The organism is Amycolatopsis speibonae (genome assembly GCF_042647925.1).
Taxonomy (GTDB): Bacteria; Actinomycetota; Actinomycetes; order Mycobacteriales; family Pseudonocardiaceae; genus Amycolatopsis; species Amycolatopsis speibonae.
The window spans coordinates 94,153-111,010 of sequence record NZ_JBHRWK010000014.1 but is presented as its reverse complement, the minus strand read 5'-3'; the positions used below and the strand labels follow the sequence as shown (position 1 = coordinate 111,010).

The window sequence follows — 16,858 nt, the reverse complement described above, 5'->3', positions numbered from 1 at the left end:
ACCGCCCGGCAGTCTACTAGCCGAACACTCAGCGCAACGAGGATCGAGCCTATTCGCCGATCATCGCGGTACGCGCCCGAACTGTGACGAAACGGTCGTCAGCCCGGTTCCCGCTGGTTCAGAACTGGCCTTCGAGCTGGGCATACAGCTGCTGCGCGATCCTCGCGTTGTCGGCCGGAGCATAGGTCAGCCAACTTTGCCCGTCGGCCGCCTGACGCGAGGTCATCATGAACCGGCCCGCTTCGGTGTCGAACCACGCCAGCGGCGGGAAGACCTGACCGCCGCGGATGAACACGCTGAACTGGCCCACGCGCGTCTTCGGCTTCTCGAAGATCCGCTCCACGTGGCGTTGCTGCGGGTTCGACCCGTGGGAGCGGGGCCCGCTGACCTTGGCGAAGGGGTCGTACGCGTCGTCGTTGCGAGGCCGCTTCGGCGCGCTCGCCGGCTTCGCGATGGTGACGGACTGGCCCGGTCCCGCCGGGGTGAGCGGCAGCAGGTCGACGATCGACGCGACGATCGCGGTCGGCCTGGTCTCTTCGAACACGAGCAGGTTTTCTTCCTGGCGCACGACGACCGCGAACTGGCCGTTCGTCGCCGACCTCGCGAACAGCTGCTTGTCCTTCTCCAGCTGCGCGACCGTCCAGACGGCGAGCTGCGGGTTGACGAACGTGGCGATCGCGAGTTCGACGTCGGCGTCGAGCCTGCCGCCGCGCATCAGGCCGCGGCCTTCGAGGTCGCGGAAGACGGCTTCGCGCACCAGCGCGCGCTGATCGGTCGTGGTGCCGATGTGCGGGACGTCGAACGGGACCGGCGCCGGGCCGAACCGGCCGTGTTCGAGCAGGATGTCCACCGCCGCCAGCGACAGCGAGAACGAATGCGGCATCGCCTTTTCCCCCCGCGGGTGTCTTGTTCGTCGGGATGAACGTAGTCCACGCGCCCGGTACGCCCGCAGCGAACCCGCTTGCCCGGCCGTGATCAAGGCTGGTGCCATGGGTTCATGGCAGACCAGAAACCCGCGCTCGTGCTCCATCTCGCCACCGGTGGGGAGCCGCTGCTCTTCGCGCTCACGACGGAAGAAACCGAACGGCTGACCAAGGACCTCTCGCATTTCGTCCGCACCGGTTCGGTCCAGACGATCCAGACCAGTGACGACTCCGAGGTGGCGATCAACTTCACCCACGTCGCGGCCGCCTACATCGACGATCTGAACCGCAAGACCCGGGTGTTCGGGCTCCACTAGTCCCGCGAGAAGAGCTCCAGGAGTCCCGACTTGATCTCCGGGCGGCTGGCGGCGACCAGCAGGAAGGTGGCTTCCCGGACGAGCCGCTGGGGGTGTCGTCCGGCGAGGACCGACGTGCTGCCGTTGGCCGCGACCAGTGCGCCGGCGGCCCGGAACGCGAGTTCCGCGCCGGCCGCCCGGGCCGCGGGCAGCGCGGGCGGATTGGCGAGGGCCGCGTCGAGCCGCGCGCGAACGGTGACGATCTCGGCCCTGATCCCGGCGGCGACGTCGGCCTTCCCGAGGACTTCGAGCAGTCGCGCGGCCCTGGCGGCCAGCCCCAGCGGCGCGCAGCCGTTGAGGCGGGAGACGAAGGTGTTGCCCGCGATGAAGTCCGCGTGCGGGACCTTTCCGTAGACGCGGTCGTCGGTCAGGAAGTAGCGGGTGAAGGCCAGGTGCACGGTGGACGTGCCCTGTGCCGCGACGAGGTCGAGCGGCTGGACCTCCACCTGCTTCCCCGCCACCGGGTCGATGATCGCGCTGACGACGGTGTCGCCGTCCCTGGCGCAGAGCTGGAGCAGGTCGATGATGCCCCAGCCGCTGACGAACGGGGCTTCGCCGTCGAGCAGGTATCCGCCCTCGACGCGTTCCGCGCGCAGCCTCGGCGGGGTCGGGATCACCGCGGCGAACGAGGCGCCCGCCTTGAGTTCGCCGGTCAGCAGCGCCGGGAGGTAGCGCTCGCGCAGGTCCGCGCGGTCGGTGAGGGACAGTCCGGCGACCAGGCCGTGGTGCTGGACCCAGGTGAACATCGTGCTGAGGCAGCCGCCCGCCAGGGCTTCGAGGACTCCGACGATCGTCGGGAGGTCGACGCCGGGACCGCCGGCTTCCTTGGGCGCCGCGAGGGCGTAGAAGCCTTCGGCCGCGAGGGCGTCAAAGTGACTCGAAGGGACTTCGCCCTTGAGGTCGACTTCGGCGGCTGCCGGGAAGAGAAGGTCATCAGCGAGGGCTTGGGCTCGGGCGACCAGATCCGTCATGCGAGTAAGGCTACCCTTACTTCAGTCGACTGTGGGGTGCCCCGAACGCTATGAAAGGTCCTTTCCTTGCGAAATTTGCAAGGAAAGGACCTTTCATAGCACTCTCTTGAGCGGAGCGGACTACAGCTCGTAGAGCCGCTTCCAGTTGTCCCGCGACGTCAGCTCGGGCATGGAGCGCTTGTACTGCTCCTGCACCGCCGCGCCTTCCTTGCGGAGCCGCTGGATCGTCTTCGCGCCCTTCCGTGCCAGCTCGAACATCTTCACGCGGTCGTACGAGCGGACCCGCACACCCTCCTGCGAAGCGTCGGTGACGACGGCCGTGTCGAAGGTCGCGACGTGCCACCAGTGGGCCTCGTCGATCGGGATCGCGCCGAGCGAGTGACGGCTGCGGCCGAGCACCCGGTCGAGGATCCGCTTGATCAGCACCAGGCGCTGCATGCTGGGCCGCGGCGCGCTGTTGATGATGCCGATGTCGTTCGACGCGATACCCGGGACGTCGGTGGCCTTGTGCCGCTTGGTCTCGGGGTACTCGTCGCGGATCCGGCGGATCTCCTTCATCGCGGCGACGCCGCCGTCACGCAGGACCTCCGGCCCTTCGAGGAAGTCCTCGACGGCCTTGATCAGCGTGGCGGACAGGCCGTACTGCATGCCGAGCAGGTACCGGACCAGCTGCGCGATGAGCACGCGCGAGAGCAGGTTCAGGTTGAACGGCGAGTGCAGCGCGGCGGTGATGATCGAGTTCCGCAGGTTGAAGTAGCGGTGCCACTCGTCCCAGTCCTTCCAGTGGAAGTCGGCGTGCCAGACGCCGGCGCCCGGAAGGGTGACCGTGGGGAAGCCCGCGCCCCGTGCGCGGTAGCTGTACTCCGCGTCGTCCCACTGGAAGAAGAACGGCAGCGGGTAGCCCGTGGCCTTGACGACCTCGTACGGGATCAGGCACGACCACCAGCCGTTGTACCCGGCGTCGAGGCGGCGTTCCTGGCGGTTCGGCTTGAGGGTCTCCTCGTCGACGCCGAGCAGGTCGGCGGTCGAGAGCGAGTGCGTGACCGGCTGACCGGGCTCCAGCGTGTTCAGCCGGGCGTACTCGGCGCCGACGTGCAGCTGGTTCGGGTGCAGCAGGTTCAGCATCTGCCCGCCGACGATGACCGGGTTGACCGTGCGGTTGGAGAACGCGGTCATCCGGATCACCAGGTCCGGCTCGAGCAGCACGTCGTCGTCCATGAACAGGACGTTCGCGTGCTCGGTCTCGGTGTGCCCGGCGACCTCGTAGAGGCCGCGGGTGAACCCGCCGGCGCCGCCGAGGTTCGGCTGCTTGATGTAGTGCAGCTTGTCGCCGAGGTCCTTCGTGACCTGCTCGAAGCCGTCGCGCGACTCGACGAGGTCGGTGCCCTGGTCGGCGACGTAGATCGCGTCGAGCGTCTCCAGCGAGGAGACGTCGGCGGCGAGCGCCTGCAGGTTCGACAGGCAGTCGTCGGCCCGGTTCATCGTGCAGATGGTCACCGCGGTCGGGCGGATCTTCTCCGGCGCTTCGACCGTCCAGCGGACGTTCTCGACGCGCAGCGACTGGCCGCCCTCGGTCTCGATGTCGAGCCAGAGCGCGCCGCCGTCGTAGAACTTGTCGAGCTTCGCGGTGAGTGTCACCTTCCGCTGCTTCGCGCCCGCGACGATCTCGGCGGCGACCACACGCGCGTCACCCTCGATGTCGGAAGCGCCGACGGACAGCTGACCGTCGCCGGTGACGACGGCCTCGACCGCGACCTCGGTCACGTCGGTCCAGCGCTGCCAGTAGCTCGCGGGGAAGCGCCCGAAGTAGGTGTTGCCGGACACCTTCGACGCCGGCTCGATGGCGATGCCCGCGCGTTCGCGCACGGCACTGCCCCATTCGAGTTCGGCGTAGAGGTCCTTGCTGACGATGGGGGCCGGGCCGGCGTAGAGCCCGCGCTGCGCGGTGAGACGGCCCTGCGGGGTGCGTTCCGCGAAGCGGGTGTCGTCGATAGTGCTCACCATGGCGCTCGGGGCCTCTCCGGTGACGGCGGCTTTACCGGGCATGAATCCTCAGTTCTCCTCTGTGCTTGACACGACTGGGCTTGAGACTGGGCGGGGCTCACGGAAAACGAACCACTTGAGCATGACGAAATTGATCACGGTCGCGGTTGCCTGCGAAACGACCCAGCCGAAAGTGGCCTTCCAGGCCGAGTCCGGCAGGACGTGCAGCATCGTGCGGTTGACGCCGACTGCGACGAGGAAAGTCACGGCGTACAGGAGTACGAAGCTACCGATCTGACGTGCGCCTTCCTGGCGTCCACCGGCGAAGGTGAACTTGCGGTTCAGGAAGAAGGCGGTCGTGGTGCCCAGGATGAAGCTGAGCGCGCGGGCGATGTCCACCCACGGCGTCGCGTCCATCCCGAGAGCACGAAGCCCCTGGTAGACGCCGAAATCGACCAGGGCGCAGAAGCCGCCGATGAGGCCGAAGCGGATGAGCTGCCCGAGCAGCCCAGGGGTGGACGGCTCTGCTGCCGTCGCACCGGCTTTCGGGTCGGTCGCCACCACTGCTCTACCTCATAAACTACTGGGGCTGATGCGCAAAGTGTAGAAGCGAGCACTTCAGGGTCACGTTCCGGGCAGTGTTCGGCGTGGTTACCCTGGTCGGCGTGACCCAATCACCCAAGACACAGCGGCCCAAAACACAGCGGCAGTCGCTCATGGGCTGGGCAAGGACGTCGCCGAGCATCGCGGAAGTCCTGAGCACCCCCGACGTGGAGGCCATCGCCAAGGCGGTGACCCAGGCCGGGGAACGCGGGGTCATCGCGCGCGGCCTAGGCCGGTCCTACGGCGACCCGGCACAGAACGCGGGCGGCCTGGTCGTCGACATGACCGCGCTGGACCGCATCCACTCGATCGACCCGGACTCCGGCATCGTCGACCTCGACGCCGGGGTCAGCCTCGACAAGCTCATGCGCGAGGGCCTGCCGTATGGCCTGTGGGTCCCGGTGCTGCCGGGGACGCGCCAGGTGACCATCGGCGGCGCGATCGCCAACGACATCCACGGCAAGAACCACCACTCGGCGGGCAGCTTCGGCAACCACGTGGTGTCGATGGACCTGGTCACCGCCGACGGGCAGGTGCGCACGATCACGCCGGACGGCCCCGACTCGGAGCTGTTCTGGGCGACCGTGGCGGGCATCGGCCTGACCGGCATCATCGTCCGGGCCAAGATCCGGATGACCAAGACGGAGACGGCCTACTTCATCGCCGACCTCGACCGGACGGCAAACCTGGACGAGACGCTGGCGCTGGTCACCGACGGCTCCGAAGACAAGTACACCTATTCCTCGGCGTGGTTCGACTCGATCTCCACCGGCCCGAAGATGGGCCGCGCCGCCTTCGGTCGCGGCTCGCTGGCGAAGCTCGACGAGCTGCCCCCGAAGCTTCGCGCCGACCCGCTGAAGTTCGACGCGCCACAGCTGGTGACGCTGCCCGACGTGTTCCCGAACGGCCTGGCCAACAAGCTCACGTTCGGCGCGGTCGGCGAGCTGTACTACCGCAAGACGCCGAAGAGCGCCCGTGGCGTCATCCAGAACATTTCGGGCTTTTACCACATTTTGGATCTCTTCGGCGAGTGGAACCGCGCGTACGGCACCAAGGGTTTCCTGCAGTACCAGTTCAGCACGCCGCTGAACGCGCACGAGCCGCTGCGCCGGATCATCCAGAAGGTCGCGGACTCCGGGCACGTGTCGTTCCTCAACGTGTTCAAGCAGATGGGCGAGGGCAACGCGGCGCCGCTGTCGTTCCCGCACCCCGGCTGGATGGTCTGCCTCGACTTCCCGATCAAGGACGGGCTGAGCCGGTTCTGCCAGGAACTCGACGAAGACGTGCTCGCGATCGGCGGCCGTCTGTACACCGCGAAGGACTCGCGCACCTCCGCGGAGAACTTCGCGAAGATGTACCCGCGACTCGAGGAATGGCGCAAGGTCCGCGCTTCCGTTGACCCCGAAGGCGTTTTCGCCTCTGACATGTCCCGAAGGTTGGAACTGTGATCGACGCTGTGGGCAACCCCCAGTCCCTGCTGCTGCTCGGCGGCACCTCCGACATCGCGCTCGCGATCGCGGAGAAGTACCTGGCCGAGCGCCCCCTCCGGGTCGTGCTGGCCGGACGTCAGTCGTCCCGGCTCGACGCGGCCGCGCAGCGCCTGAAGGACAAGGGCGCCGAGGTGGCATGCGTCGACTTCGACGCCAAGGCCCTGGACTCGCACCCGGCCGTGCTGGACAAGGCGTTCGAGGCGGGCGACATCGACGTCACCGTCGTCGCGTTCGGCCTCCTCGGCGACCAGGAAGAGCTGTGGCAGGACCACGCGAAGGCCGTCGAGGCGGCGACCGTGAACTACACGGCCGCGGTTTCGGTGGGGGTCGCGCTGGCCGACAAGCTCAAGAAGCAGGGCCACGGCAAGGTCATCGCGCTGTCGTCGGTCGCCGGTGAGCGCGTCCGCCGGTCGAACTTCGTCTACGGCTCCTCCAAGGCCGGTTTCGACGGCTTCTACCTGGGTCTCGGCGAAGCGCTGGCCGAGTTCGGCGTGCAGATCACCGTCGTCCGCTCCGGCCAGGTCCGGACCAAGATGACCGAAGGCCTCAAGGACGCCCCGCTGACGGTCGACGCCGAGCAGGTCGCCGAGACCTCGGTCGCCGCCTCCCGCGCGGGCAAGGAACTGGTGTGGTCGCCCGCGCCGTTCCGCCTGGTCATGTCGGCCCTGCGGCACATCCCCCGGCCGATCTTCCGGAAACTGCCGATCTAGGGAACGAGCCCACAATCGGATTCGTCTCACCCGGGTACGGACGCCCATCCGTCCCCGGGTTGAGAGGAATCGATGGCTGACCAGGAAGCCAAGCTCGACGCGGCCATCCGGTCGTTTCAGGAGCAGGCCGCCAAAGCAGCGGAACTGAAGGACAAGATCGCCGGGCTGCGCGGTTCCGCGCGCAACGCCGACGGCACCGTGGCGGTGACCGTCGCCCCGTCCGGCGCGCTGCTGGGACTCCAGCTGTCCCCCAAGGCGATGAACCGCACGCACACCGCGCTGCAGCAGGACATCCTGAAAGCGATCAGGGAAGCGACGCAGCAGGCGGCGGCCGCGATGCAGCAGACCGTCCAGCCGATCCTCGGTGACCGCGCGGAGCAGTTCAAAGAGGCGTTCAACGCCCACGTCGAACCGCTCGGGCCGAGCGCTCCCCCGCCCGCGGAATCCCTCGCCGGACCGGCTGTTCAACAGCCCGTCCGCACTCAGCGTCCGGCGCGCCCCGCTCCCTCCGAGGACGACGACTTCGGCGGCCCGATCCTGCGGAGGGACTCATGACCGGCTTCGGCGTACAGACCGACGCGCTCACCGCGCACGCGACGGGGTCCAAAGAGGCGTCAGGGAACTTCGGCAGCCTCGCGAGCCTGCTGGAGCAGGCCAGGGTCTCGGACGACTGCTTCGGCCCGCTCGGCGAACTGATGGCGTTCAAGTACTTCGAAGGCCTGCAGGAGTGCCAGGACCTCGCCGAGCAGGCGAAGTCCTTCATGGACCAGATCGCCGACAAGACCACCACCGCGGCGAAGACCTACGTCGACCACAACCAGGGCACCGCCGAGGCCATCACCGCGCTCGGCGCCGGGCTGGACGACGGCGGCAGCGGCCCCGGCAGCCTCGGTGACCTCAACAGCGCGGGCGACTCCGGCCGCAAGGGGTACTGGGAGCAGAACGGCGGCTACGGCAGCTCGTGGGTCAGCACGTCTTCGGACGTCGCCAGGGCGAGCAGCCCGCCGGACGTCGCGATCGCGGCCGTGCACGCGCGGATGGAACAGCTCCAGCTCGTGATGAGCCCCGGACAGTCCTTTTTGGACAACGGACTCGGCTTCCTGATCGGGATCGTGATCAGCCCGCTGGTCGAACTGGTGCTGGAGCCCGCGATCGGCGACCCCGAGCAGATGCGCAGCACCGCCAAGGGCTGGGAACAGACGGCAAAATGGCTCGACGGCGTCGCCGAGCACGAGCAGAAGCGGGCCGAGGCCACCAAGGAACCTTGGAGGGGCGACGCGGGCGACGCTTTCCGCGGCCAGATGACCGAGTTCTCGGGCGGCGCCAAGGCGTTCGCGAACGACGTCCGCGGGCTGCAGCAGATCCTGGAGATCGCCGCCGACCTGTTCGACGCGTTCGTCGAGATCGTCATCGACATCATCCAGGAACTCGTGATGGGCCTGATCATCGAGTGGCTGGCCGCGCTGGCCGCCTCGTGGATCACGGCGGGCGCCTCGGTCGGCGCGGCGGGCGCGGCCACGGCCGGTCAGGTCGCGGTGACCGGCGGGCGGCTCGGGATGAAGGTCAAGCAGCTGCTCGGGAAGCTCAAGCCGTTGATCGAGAAGCTCGAAGACATCCTGAAGATGCTCCGCAACGGGCCGCTGAAGAAGGTCGTCGAGCGCGCCGAGGGACTGCGGGACGGCAACTGGCTGCAGAAGCGGCTCGCCGACCAGATCGACAAGAACCCGCTGGCCAAGATCGTCACGAAGGCCAACCCGGCGACCGGGGCCTCCAAGACCGCCAACAAGTTCGCGGACCGGTTCGGCGTCGGCGGCGAGGGCTCGGACGCCCTCACCACGAACCTCACCGAGGCCGGGCTGCGGGCGATGGGCATGAGCGGGACGACCAGCGTCGGCAAGGCCGCCTTCCGCGGCAGTGCCGGTAACCTGACGGAGCTGGGCGTCGAGCAAGGCGTCAAGGCCGGCTACAACGAATCGCAGGATTCGTCGTCGGAAGAAGAGCGCCGCGCGGCGACCGACAGAGGGTTCACGATCGAAGAATGAATCTCGGCTACCCGCTCGGGGCCGCGTCGCAGGCCCTGCCTTCGCTGCACCCGGGCGAACGGTTGCTGTGGGCCGCGTACGGCCGCACGCTGAACTACGACGTACGCGGCCTCGATCCCTGGGGGGTGCCGAAGAAGAGCGTGCTGGGCAAGCTCGGCTCGGGCGCGGCGAACTTCGCCGGCGACATGGTCGGCGCGGCACTGGGCGGGGGCGACGACAGCGGCGCGTCGAATCCGCCGTCACCGCAGGTCATCGTGCTCGGTGAACAGGGCGGCATCGCGCACTCGGCGGTGCGGGAGCTGTCCACCAGCGGTTCGCTTTCGCGGCTCTGGGCGCTGACCAGCACGCGGCTGCTGGTGCTGGAGAAGGTGGTCCCGCCGGAAACGCCCTCGAAGAAGTCGTTCATGTCGAAGGCGATCGGGTTCGGCAAGGACATCGCCGCGATCATGACCACGAAGACCTACGGCGAGAACGCCGAGGGCGTCCCGATCGCCCGGCACGAAATGGTGCCGCGCGCCGAGATCCCGCGTGGGTCGATCGCCGGTTTCTCGGTGGCCGAGCACGGCAAGAAGCGGCGCCCATGTCTTCGGGCGTCCTTTGTGGACGGATCAGGGATGGATTTCCTTTTCGACTGCGACGATCCGCGTCAGTTCGCCTGGCTGCACTCGGTGACGGTGAGCTGATGGAGAACACGCCGCTGACCGCGAAGACCGTCGACGAGATCGTCGAACGGGAGCTGCACCAGTTCTGGCTCGCGCCCGGGGAGCGCCTGATCGTCGGCTGCCCGCCCGCGCACGGTTACGTGGGTCTCCTGCTGGACGGCGAGCTCACGCTGCCCTATGCGCCGTCGCGGGAAACCCCTGCGGTGACAGGGAAAACGCGATGGCCACTGCCCGCGCCGGACGTCCTCCAAGGCGATTGGACCGACGACCCGACGATCGCCTACTGGGCCGTCGCGCGCTCCGCGGACCAGACGGCCGTGCGGCTCGCGGACCACCTCGCCGGTGGTCACGGCGAGGCGCGGCTGACGCTGTCCGACCGGCGGCTGGCCGTCGTGTACCCGGCGAAGCTGCTGGATGGCGAGGATCCCGCCCGGCCTTTTCGAACCTTCGACGAAATGCCGTCGGGGGTGGTGCGTTCGGTGACCGCGCAGTACCTGGGGCGGAGTTTCCCGGCGCGGCCGGTGCTCCAGTTCGTCTTCGCCGACGGGTCCATCGTCTACCAGCGGGACCTGCTGGCGGTCACGCGAGCCGACCGCGCCCACTCGCGCCGCTAACGCCCGCAAGTAGTCCTCTGGTTGCGGTAGTTGCGCGGGCAAGGACCGCAACCAGAGGACCAGATGCGGATCTCGCACGCGCATCTCCTGCCCGACGAGGGATCAGGCGGGCTGCGGGGTGGGCGTCGGGGCGGTGGCCTTGTGAGCCTTCCTGGTCTCCCGGAGGGTCAGCAGGCCGGTGATCGCGATCAGCGCCGCGGTCAGGCCGTGGATGCCGAACGCGATGGCGAACGGGCCCTGGTGGGCCAAGACGTTGATCATGTCGCCGAACGGGGCGACGGCCTCCATCAGCAGGACCCAGCCCAGGGCGCGGCGGTGGCCTGTCAGCAGGAGGATGCCGATGACCAGGCCCATCGCGAGTTCGCGGGTGCCCTTCATGATGAGGAAGCCGTCGCCGTCGCCGGCGGGCCAGGCCGGCAGGCCGACGCCCTGGGTGGACGCCTCCGGGGCCAGGATGAAGGACAATCCGAGGTAGAGGACGAACAGGGCGCATACGGCGGCCAGGACGGTGTTGACGTTCTTCAGCGACATGGTTCTCTTCCTTTGACGTTCAGGCTGGGGGCAGGGCTTCTCCGGCTGCCGTGTCATACGTCGATCTGCTCGAAGATGTGCGGATACGACACGATGTCGTCGGGGAACTCGGCGGCCATGCGCTGGAACTCCGGACTGCCCAGCGCCGTGGCGAGCGCCTGGGTCGACTCCCAGACCGCGACGTTCAGCAGAAGCTGACTTCCGGCCGTTCCCTGGTGCATCCGCAGGGACACGAATCCCGGCCGGGCCCTCATGAACTCCGCCTGCCTGCGGAACAGGTCCAGGAACACCTCGGTCCTGCCCTTCGGGACGACGAAGGTGTTGGCCAGGACGATGCGTCCGGTCTTCTCCTTGAACTGCGCGAACATCGGCGTGTGCGGGTCCAAGCTCTGCAGCGTGGCCATTTTCGGTACTTCCTCTCAGTTGTCAACATGTTTGCCAACCCGTTGGCCAACATGTTGGCAAACCTAGCGGCCCGATCCTGGACTGTCAACACACGTTGGCCTACGCTTGTTGACATGACTGACCACACCGAGAATCCGCAGGCCGCGCGGCGTTCCGACGCCACCCGCGCCACGATCCTCGCCGCGGCGCGCGAGCGGTTCGCGGCCGACGGCTACGAGAAGGCGACCATCCGGGCCATCGCGCGCGACGCGGAGATCGACCCGTCGATGGTGATGCGCTACTACGGCAACAAGGCGGGCCTGTTCGCAGCGGCTGTCTCGATCGACCCCGGACTGCCCGGCATGCCCGTCGAACCGGGCGAGGCGATCGGCCGTACGCTGGTGCGTCGCTTCCTCACACTGTGGGAGGAGAACGCGGAACTCACCGCGCTGATGCGGGTCGGCGTCACCGACCCCGTCGCGGCCGATCGCATGCAGAGTGTGCTGCGCGACCAGTTGATCCCACTGGCCCGCCGGTTGGGCCCCGAGCCGGAGCAGGCGCCGGCGCGGGCGGCACTGTGCGCCTCGACCGTACTGGGGCTCGCGCTGACGCGCTACGTGCTGCGGTTCCCGGCGGCCGTGGCGCTGGGCCGCGAGGAGATCGTGGACTGGCTCGGACCCACGCTCCAGCGATATCTCACCGCACCCACACCGTGAAGAACACGCCCAGAATGTCCTGAATGGACGGTGGAGCGACTGGTTCTACCGCGCGGGCAACAGATAGAGCTTTTGCGTGCCCATCCACGGTGAGTGGATCGTCCAGGTCGCCAGCGCGTTCGACGGCGGCGTCTTACGGGTGGTGGCCAGCACCAGGTCCGGGGTCGCGGGCGGGACGCTGTGGTCGAAGAACCGGAAGTTCGCCGCCAGCAGCGCCTTGCCGAGCTCGCCACTGCGGTTCTTCGTCTCGATGATCGCCGGGTCGACCGAGCCGCGGTCGGAGAACTGGTCGACGATGTCGCAGTCGCAGGCGTAGGCGAGCGCGCCGACCTCGCCCGCGCTTTCCACCTTGCGCCCCTTGGTCAGTTCGGCCAGTTGCGTGCCGATCCGGCGGTATTCGTCGGACGCGGCGTGGTTGCTGGTGATGGGCGCGAACCGGCGCGGCAGTTCAGGGGTCGCGTAGGCGACGACGCTCACGAGCAGGAACGCGCCTGCGAGGACCCCGGCGCCGAGCCGGGCCCGGCCGGGGACAACGCAAGCGGCCGCGGCGAGGAAGACCGTCGCGCCGACGATGCTCGGCGCGTAATACCAGTGGTACGGCGGGACGTTCAGCCAGCAGTAGGCCAGATAGTGCGCCGCACCGGCGATCGCGAGCGTCGCGAACGGCAGCAGGCGCTTCGCCCGGTCCGAACCGCGCCGGTAGTGGAACGTCCACAGTAGACCGGCGAGGCCGCCGATCACGAGCGGCAGGAAGGAAAGTGTCGCCTCGAGCGGGTAGTTGCGCCAGTACAGCAGCGGGCCGTTGGTGAAACTGAACGGTCCCCACGACCGCTGCATGATCTTGATGACCAGGGTGTCCGGCACCGCCGAACCCAGCACCAGCCAGCTGAACCCGAACCACGGCAGCATCACCGCGAGCGCGGCGAACGTCATCCGCCAGATGCCCACCCAGAATTCGCGGCGCGCGAGGAACAGCACGAACGCGATCAGCAGCAGGTCGATCCGGATCAGCGCGATCAGGCCGATCACCGCCCCCGCGGCGGCGGGACGGCGTTCGTGCAGGAACACCATCAGCCAGACGACGGCCGTCGCGCCGAGGGCGACTTCGAGGCCGATCGACGACAGCAGTAGCGGGTTCACCAGCAGCAGGCCCAGCGCCAGCGGGGCGAAGCCACCGGAGAGGCCGGTCGAGGCGCCGATGCGGCGCAGCCCGAGGACGAGCGCCACCTGACTGGCGACGAAGACGATCCCGGCGGCGAAGACGGCGTCACGGACGATGAAGGTGACCAGCGCCAGCACGAGGACGTTCAGCGGCGACGTCGCGGTGTTGGCGGTGCCGTCTTCGATCAGGCCCCAATGGCCGTGGAAGGCGAGGTTCTTCGCATACGACAGCGTGATGTACGTATCGTCGATCAAATGCCCGCTTACCAGCACGAACACCAGGGCCGAAGCCACCGCCGCCCCGGCGGGCAGGACCCAGGGGCGGGTGAGGACGGCGACTCCCGGCAGCGCACCGGAAGCCTGGGGAAGTTCAGCGGAGGCGCTTCGCATCACAAGCACCGTACACGGTGCCGTGATGATTCCGTTATCTACCCTCGATGGGAATCGTCACGCCAACCACGGTCGCCGGGGCCGTCGCGGAAGTCCCGGTGCGCTCCGGGACCGCCCGGGCCACGGTGCTCGCGGGAGATCCCCGGCCGGTCGTCGTGCCTGGCGACGGCGAGGCCGACGGCGGTGCCGATGATCCCGCCACCGAGCAGGAAGCCGATCAGGCCGACCGCGACCAGTTGCGTCGCGCGGTGCCCCACGAAGCGGCGGAATCCACCCTTCGCGGGCGAAGCCTGCTGAGCCGGAACCCAGCCCGGCGGCGGCCCGGCTGGGGCGGCTGCAGGAGTCTCGGCGGTGGTCTCCGCCGAGGATTCGGCGGGTTTCTTCGCGGTCTCGTCACCGACCGCGGGCTGCTCGACCGTCTTGTCCTCGTCTTCGGACGGCCGCTGCGGGTCGCTCATCTTTCGCTCCTAGGTCGATGGGAGCGGGCTTCGTACCCGCTCCCATCACCGAGGATGCGTGCGCAACCTGTGGATGCGCTGTGCCGAAGCTGTCGAATCAGAGATAGAACGACAGGAACAGCGTGACCACCCAGCTCGCGCCGAGCACCTGGAGCACGCGGTCCTTGAGCGCGATCTCCTCCGGCTCGCCCGCGTTGCCGCCGTCGACGTCGACGGCGTAGCGCAGGACGGCGACCACGAACGGGACCATCGAGACGACCGCCCAGACCGAGTCGTGCTCGACCTGGCGGATCTCGAACGCCCACAGGCAGTACGACATGATCAGGATCGCCGCGGACGTCGCCCAGACGAACCGCAGGTAGCTCGCCGAGTACTTCTTCAGCGAAGACCGGATCTTCGCCCCTGTGCGCTCGAAGAGCATGATCTCGGCGTAGCGCTTGCCCGCCACCATGAACAGCGAGCCGAACGCGGTGACCAGCAGGAACCACTGCGACATCGCGAGACCGGCGGCCACACCACCGGCGATCGACCGCATCAGGAAGCCCGAGCCGACGATGGCCAGATCGACCACCGGCTGGTGCTTGAGCCCGAAGCAGTAGCCGAGCTGGACGGCTTCGTAGACCGCCAGCACGACAGCGAGCTGCCAGCTGGCGAAGAACGAGATGCCGAGACCGAGGGCGAAGAACACCACCGCCGAGACGTAGGCCACCGGGACCGGCACGATCCCGGCCGCGATCGGCCGGTTCCGCTTGGTGGGGTGCGCCTTGTCCGCCTCGACGTCGACGGCGTCGTTGATGAGATAGACCGAGGAGGCCACCAGCGAGAACGCCGCGAAGGCGATCAGTGCGGCGACCAGCAGGCCGGTCCGGTCCGTCGACTTCGAAAAGGCGAAGAACGGTGCGGCGAACACCAGCACGTTCTTCACCCACTGGCGCGGGCGTGCCGTCTTGATGATGCCGCCGACGAGACCGCCGGCGATCTTCTTCGGTTCGGCGGCCCCGGCCACGGGATCTGCGTCGTCGGGCTTCGAATCGGCCTTCTCGGTCGTTTCACTCATCGTCGCTTCAGCTTCCTACGTATCAAGCCGCCGACTACGCCCCCAAGGGCCGCTCCGGCCAGTACGTCGGTCGGGTAGTGGACGCCGAGCACGAGCCGGGAGGCCAGCATCGGCGGTACCAGGGCCGGGACCAGGTTACGCCCGGTCAATCCGGAGTAGAGCACCGCCGCCGCCGTCGTGGAGGTCGCGTGCGAGGACGGGAAGCTCAGCTTGCTCGGCGTGGAGACCAGGACCTCGACGCTCGGGTGGTCCGGTCGCGGCCGCCTGACCACGCGCTTCACCGCGATCGACGCGGCGTGCGCGCCGACGACGCCGACCGCCGCGACCAGCCAGTCCTTGCGCCGCTTCTTGTCGACGGCGGCCCCGACGAGGCCCAGCGCGAACCATCCCGCGCTGTGCTCGCCGAAGTGCGAAAGACCCCGTGCCGCCTTCACCGAGACGTCGCTCTTGAGGACGCCCTGAACCTTCGACAGGACGGCCACTTCACCCGTGGGTGCGCCCTTCTCAAGCATCGAGGGACCCGTCGAGAGGCGCGCCATCGGTCAGGTGCGGCGCGATCTTGTTGTCGAACGCGGACAGCGCCGAGCCGATGGCCATGTGCATGTCGAGGTACTTGTAGGTACCGAGACGGCCGCCGAACAGCACGTTCTTTTCCTTGGCCTCGGTCTTCGCGAGCTCGCGGTAGGCCTCGAGCTTCTCGCGGTTTTCCGGGGTGTTGATCGGGTAGTACGGCTCGTCGGCCTCGCCGGCGAACCGGGAGTACTCGCGGAACACGACCGTCTTGTCGTTCGGGTAGTGCTTGCGCTCCGGGTGGAAGTGCCGGAACTCGATGATCCGGGTGTAGGGCACTTCTTCGTCGTTGTAGTTGACCACCGAGGTGCCCTGGAAGTCCCCGGTCTCGACGACCTCGGACTCGAAGTCCACCGTGCGCCAGGTGAACCGGCCTTCGGAGTAGCCGAAGTAGCGGTCCAGCGGTCCGGTGTAGACGGTCGGGGTGCCGGCGGGGATGTGCTCGCGGACGTCGAAGTAGTCGACGTTCAGCCGCACCTCGATGTTCTCGTGCTCGGCCATCTTCTCGAGCCACGCGGTGTAGCCGTCGACCGGCAGACCCTCGTAGGTGTCGTTGAAGTAGCGGTTGTCGAAGGTGTAGCGGACCGGGAGCCGGGTGATGATGTCGGCGCCGAGGTTCTTCGGGTCGTTCTCCCACTGCTTGGCCGTGTAGCCGCGGATGAACGCCTCGTACAGCGGGCGGCCGACCAGTGAGATCGCCTTCTCTTCGAGGTTCTGCGCGTTCGCGGTCTCGAACTCCGACGACTGCTTGGCGATCAGCTCACGGGCCTCGTCCGGCGTGTGCGACTTGCCAAAGAACTCGTTGATCAGGCCGAGGTTCATCGGGAAGGAGTAGACCTGGTCCTTGACCTTGGCGAAGACCCGGTGCTGGTAGCCGGTGAACTCGGTGAAGCGGTTGACGTACTCCCACACGCGCTTGTTCGAGGTGTGGAACAGGTGCGCACCGTAGCGGTGCACCTCGATCCCGGTCTCGGGCTCGGCCTCGGAGTAGGCGTTACCACCGAGGTGGTGGCGCCGCTCCAGCACGAGGACCTTCTTGCCGAGCTCGGCCGCGGCCCGTTCGGCGACGGTCAGCCCGAAGAATCCGGACCCGACCACGATGAGGTCGTAGCCGGCGAAATCGGCTTCAGTAATCTTGTCGGGGTTCGTGTGCGCGCTCACGGGCATCGAGGGTACGCAGGTCACCTCGGTGCCCTGCATCCGAGCACCGGTTTCCACCTTCGACAGACACATTTTA

Annotated in this window: 19 protein-coding genes; 8 read left to right on the top strand and 11 right to left on the bottom strand. The window is 68.0% G+C overall.

What is annotated here, in order from left to right:
- Window positions 1-118: 118 nt before the first annotated feature.
- On the bottom strand, window positions 119-883 hold the full coding sequence (locus ACFOSH_RS08495; protein WP_378238170.1) for an ESX secretion-associated protein EspG: 765 nt from the start codon (window positions 881-883) through the stop codon (window positions 119-121).
- A 114-nt stretch (window positions 884-997) separates the two neighbouring features.
- Between ACFOSH_RS08495 and ACFOSH_RS08490 the strand changes: the two genes are divergently transcribed.
- Window positions 998-1,240: a hypothetical protein gene (locus ACFOSH_RS08490; RefSeq protein WP_378238169.1), complete on the top strand. Its 243-nt coding sequence runs from the start codon at window positions 998-1,000 to the stop codon at window positions 1,238-1,240.
- Here the strand turns inward: ACFOSH_RS08490 and ACFOSH_RS08485 are convergent.
- From ACFOSH_RS08485 to ACFOSH_RS08475, 3 genes are all read right to left on the bottom strand, one after another.
- Window positions 1,237-2,250, bottom strand: a complete 1,014-nt coding sequence (locus ACFOSH_RS08485; protein ID WP_378238168.1) for an acyl-CoA dehydrogenase family protein — start codon at window positions 2,248-2,250, stop codon at window positions 1,237-1,239. The genes ACFOSH_RS08490 and ACFOSH_RS08485 overlap by 4 nt on opposite strands.
- 120 nt (window positions 2,251-2,370) lie before the next feature.
- On the bottom strand, window positions 2,371-4,296 hold the full coding sequence (locus ACFOSH_RS08480; RefSeq protein ID WP_378238166.1) for a glycosyltransferase: 1,926 nt from the start codon (window positions 4,294-4,296) through the stop codon (window positions 2,371-2,373).
- Window positions 4,297-4,302: 6 nt separating this feature from the next.
- Window positions 4,303-4,797 carry a GtrA family protein gene (locus tag ACFOSH_RS08475; protein ID WP_378238165.1) on the bottom strand — a complete coding sequence of 165 codons (495 nt, stop codon included), beginning with the start codon at window positions 4,795-4,797 and terminating at the stop codon, window positions 4,303-4,305.
- 152 nt (window positions 4,798-4,949) lie between these two features.
- On the opposite strand from ACFOSH_RS08475, the gene ACFOSH_RS08470 reads away from it, so the two are divergent.
- The 6 genes from ACFOSH_RS08470 to ACFOSH_RS08445 all read left to right on the top strand — a co-directional run bounded on the left by ACFOSH_RS08470 (window position 4,950) and on the right by ACFOSH_RS08445 (window position 10,354).
- Window positions 4,950-6,284, top strand: coding sequence for an FAD-binding protein (locus tag ACFOSH_RS08470; protein ID WP_378238805.1), 1,335 nt, complete (start codon window positions 4,950-4,952; stop codon window positions 6,282-6,284).
- Complete coding sequence (locus ACFOSH_RS08465; protein ID WP_378238164.1) at window positions 6,281-7,036, top strand: decaprenylphospho-beta-D-erythro-pentofuranosid-2-ulose 2-reductase; 756 nt, start codon at window positions 6,281-6,283, stop codon at window positions 7,034-7,036. The genes ACFOSH_RS08470 and ACFOSH_RS08465 overlap by 4 nt, the downstream gene beginning before the upstream one ends.
- 72 nt (window positions 7,037-7,108) lie before the next feature.
- Entirely contained in the window at window positions 7,109-7,591 is a 483-nt protein-coding gene (locus tag ACFOSH_RS08460) for a YbaB/EbfC family nucleoid-associated protein (RefSeq protein WP_378238163.1), read from the top strand.
- A complete protein-coding gene (locus ACFOSH_RS08455; RefSeq protein ID WP_378238162.1) occupies window positions 7,588-9,078 on the top strand; it encodes a WXG100 family type VII secretion target in 1,491 nt (496 codons plus the stop codon). Before ACFOSH_RS08460 ends, ACFOSH_RS08455 begins: the two co-directional genes overlap by 4 nt.
- Window positions 9,075-9,761, top strand: a complete 687-nt coding sequence (locus ACFOSH_RS08450) for a hypothetical protein (RefSeq protein WP_378238161.1) — start codon at window positions 9,075-9,077, stop codon at window positions 9,759-9,761. Before ACFOSH_RS08455 ends, ACFOSH_RS08450 begins: the two co-directional genes overlap by 4 nt.
- A complete protein-coding gene (locus tag ACFOSH_RS08445) occupies window positions 9,761-10,354 on the top strand; it encodes a hypothetical protein (RefSeq protein WP_378238160.1) in 594 nt (197 codons plus the stop codon). Before ACFOSH_RS08450 ends, ACFOSH_RS08445 begins: the two co-directional genes overlap by 1 nt.
- 102 nt (window positions 10,355-10,456) lie before the next feature.
- Here the strand turns inward: ACFOSH_RS08445 and ACFOSH_RS08440 are convergent, their stop codons facing one another.
- The gene (locus ACFOSH_RS08440) at window positions 10,457-10,885 is read right to left on the bottom strand and encodes a DUF4267 domain-containing protein (protein WP_378238159.1); all 429 of its coding nucleotides are present in this window, start codon (window positions 10,883-10,885) and stop codon (window positions 10,457-10,459) included.
- Between the two features lie 53 nt (window positions 10,886-10,938).
- Entirely contained in the window at window positions 10,939-11,289 is a 351-nt protein-coding gene (locus ACFOSH_RS08435) for an antibiotic biosynthesis monooxygenase family protein (protein ID WP_378238158.1), read from the bottom strand.
- Window positions 11,290-11,403: 114 nt separating this feature from the next.
- On the opposite strand from ACFOSH_RS08435, the gene ACFOSH_RS08430 reads away from it, so the two are divergent.
- The gene (locus tag ACFOSH_RS08430; protein ID WP_378238157.1) at window positions 11,404-11,985 is read left to right on the top strand and encodes a TetR/AcrR family transcriptional regulator; all 582 of its coding nucleotides are present in this window, start codon (window positions 11,404-11,406) and stop codon (window positions 11,983-11,985) included.
- Between the two features lie 45 nt (window positions 11,986-12,030).
- On the opposite strand, the gene ACFOSH_RS08425 is transcribed toward ACFOSH_RS08430, so the two are convergent.
- From ACFOSH_RS08425 to glf, 5 genes are all read right to left on the bottom strand, one after another.
- Window positions 12,031-13,536 (bottom strand): hypothetical protein, encoded by a 1,506-nt coding sequence (locus ACFOSH_RS08425; protein ID WP_378238156.1) that lies wholly within the window; start codon window positions 13,534-13,536, stop codon window positions 12,031-12,033.
- Between the two features lie 38 nt (window positions 13,537-13,574).
- Window positions 13,575-13,994 (bottom strand): hypothetical protein, encoded by a 420-nt coding sequence (locus ACFOSH_RS08420; RefSeq protein ID WP_378238155.1) that lies wholly within the window; start codon window positions 13,992-13,994, stop codon window positions 13,575-13,577.
- Between the two features lie 97 nt (window positions 13,995-14,091).
- Entirely contained in the window at window positions 14,092-15,051 is a 960-nt protein-coding gene (locus ACFOSH_RS08415) for a decaprenyl-phosphate phosphoribosyltransferase (protein WP_378238153.1), read from the bottom strand.
- Window positions 15,048-15,563 carry a phosphatase PAP2 family protein gene (locus tag ACFOSH_RS08410; RefSeq protein WP_378238152.1) on the bottom strand — a complete coding sequence of 172 codons (516 nt, stop codon included), beginning with the start codon at window positions 15,561-15,563 and terminating at the stop codon, window positions 15,048-15,050. Before ACFOSH_RS08410 ends, ACFOSH_RS08415 begins: the two co-directional genes overlap by 4 nt.
- On the bottom strand, window positions 15,556-16,782 hold the full coding sequence (gene glf / locus ACFOSH_RS08405) for a UDP-galactopyranose mutase (protein WP_378238151.1): 1,227 nt from the start codon (window positions 16,780-16,782) through the stop codon (window positions 15,556-15,558). Before glf ends, ACFOSH_RS08410 begins: the two co-directional genes overlap by 8 nt.
- Window positions 16,783-16,858 lie beyond the last annotated feature (76 nt).

What these genes read in the sequence shown, in the direction of transcription:
- ACFOSH_RS08495 (WP_378238170.1), bottom strand. Translation starts at nt 883, where the DNA reads ATGCCGCATTCGTTCTCGCTGTCGCTGGCGGCGGTGGACATCCTGCTC.
- ACFOSH_RS08490 (WP_378238169.1), top strand. Translation starts at nt 998, where the DNA reads ATGGCAGACCAGAAACCCGCGCTCGTGCTCCATCTCGCCACCGGTGGG.
- ACFOSH_RS08485 (WP_378238168.1), bottom strand. Translation starts at nt 2,250, where the DNA reads ATGACGGATCTGGTCGCCCGAGCCCAAGCCCTCGCTGATGACCTTCTC.
- ACFOSH_RS08480 (WP_378238166.1), bottom strand. Translation starts at nt 4,296, where the DNA reads ATGCCCGGTAAAGCCGCCGTCACCGGAGAGGCCCCGAGCGCCATGGTG.
- ACFOSH_RS08470 (WP_378238805.1), top strand. Translation starts at nt 4,950, where the DNA reads ATGGGCTGGGCAAGGACGTCGCCGAGCATCGCGGAAGTCCTGAGCACC.
- ACFOSH_RS08460 (WP_378238163.1), top strand. Translation starts at nt 7,109, where the DNA reads ATGGCTGACCAGGAAGCCAAGCTCGACGCGGCCATCCGGTCGTTTCAG.
- ACFOSH_RS08455 (WP_378238162.1), top strand. Translation starts at nt 7,588, where the DNA reads ATGACCGGCTTCGGCGTACAGACCGACGCGCTCACCGCGCACGCGACG.
- ACFOSH_RS08450 (WP_378238161.1), top strand. Translation starts at nt 9,075, where the DNA reads ATGAATCTCGGCTACCCGCTCGGGGCCGCGTCGCAGGCCCTGCCTTCG.
- ACFOSH_RS08445 (WP_378238160.1), top strand. Translation starts at nt 9,761, where the DNA reads ATGGAGAACACGCCGCTGACCGCGAAGACCGTCGACGAGATCGTCGAA.
- ACFOSH_RS08440 (WP_378238159.1), bottom strand. Translation starts at nt 10,885, where the DNA reads ATGTCGCTGAAGAACGTCAACACCGTCCTGGCCGCCGTATGCGCCCTG.
- ACFOSH_RS08435 (WP_378238158.1), bottom strand. Translation starts at nt 11,289, where the DNA reads ATGGCCACGCTGCAGAGCTTGGACCCGCACACGCCGATGTTCGCGCAG.
- ACFOSH_RS08430 (WP_378238157.1), top strand. Translation starts at nt 11,404, where the DNA reads ATGACTGACCACACCGAGAATCCGCAGGCCGCGCGGCGTTCCGACGCC.
- ACFOSH_RS08425 (WP_378238156.1), bottom strand. Translation starts at nt 13,536, where the DNA reads ATGCGAAGCGCCTCCGCTGAACTTCCCCAGGCTTCCGGTGCGCTGCCG.
- ACFOSH_RS08420 (WP_378238155.1), bottom strand. Translation starts at nt 13,994, where the DNA reads ATGAGCGACCCGCAGCGGCCGTCCGAAGACGAGGACAAGACGGTCGAG.
- ACFOSH_RS08415 (WP_378238153.1), bottom strand. Translation starts at nt 15,051, where the DNA reads ATGAGTGAAACGACCGAGAAGGCCGATTCGAAGCCCGACGACGCAGAT.
- ACFOSH_RS08410 (WP_378238152.1), bottom strand. Translation starts at nt 15,563, where the DNA reads ATGCTTGAGAAGGGCGCACCCACGGGTGAAGTGGCCGTCCTGTCGAAG.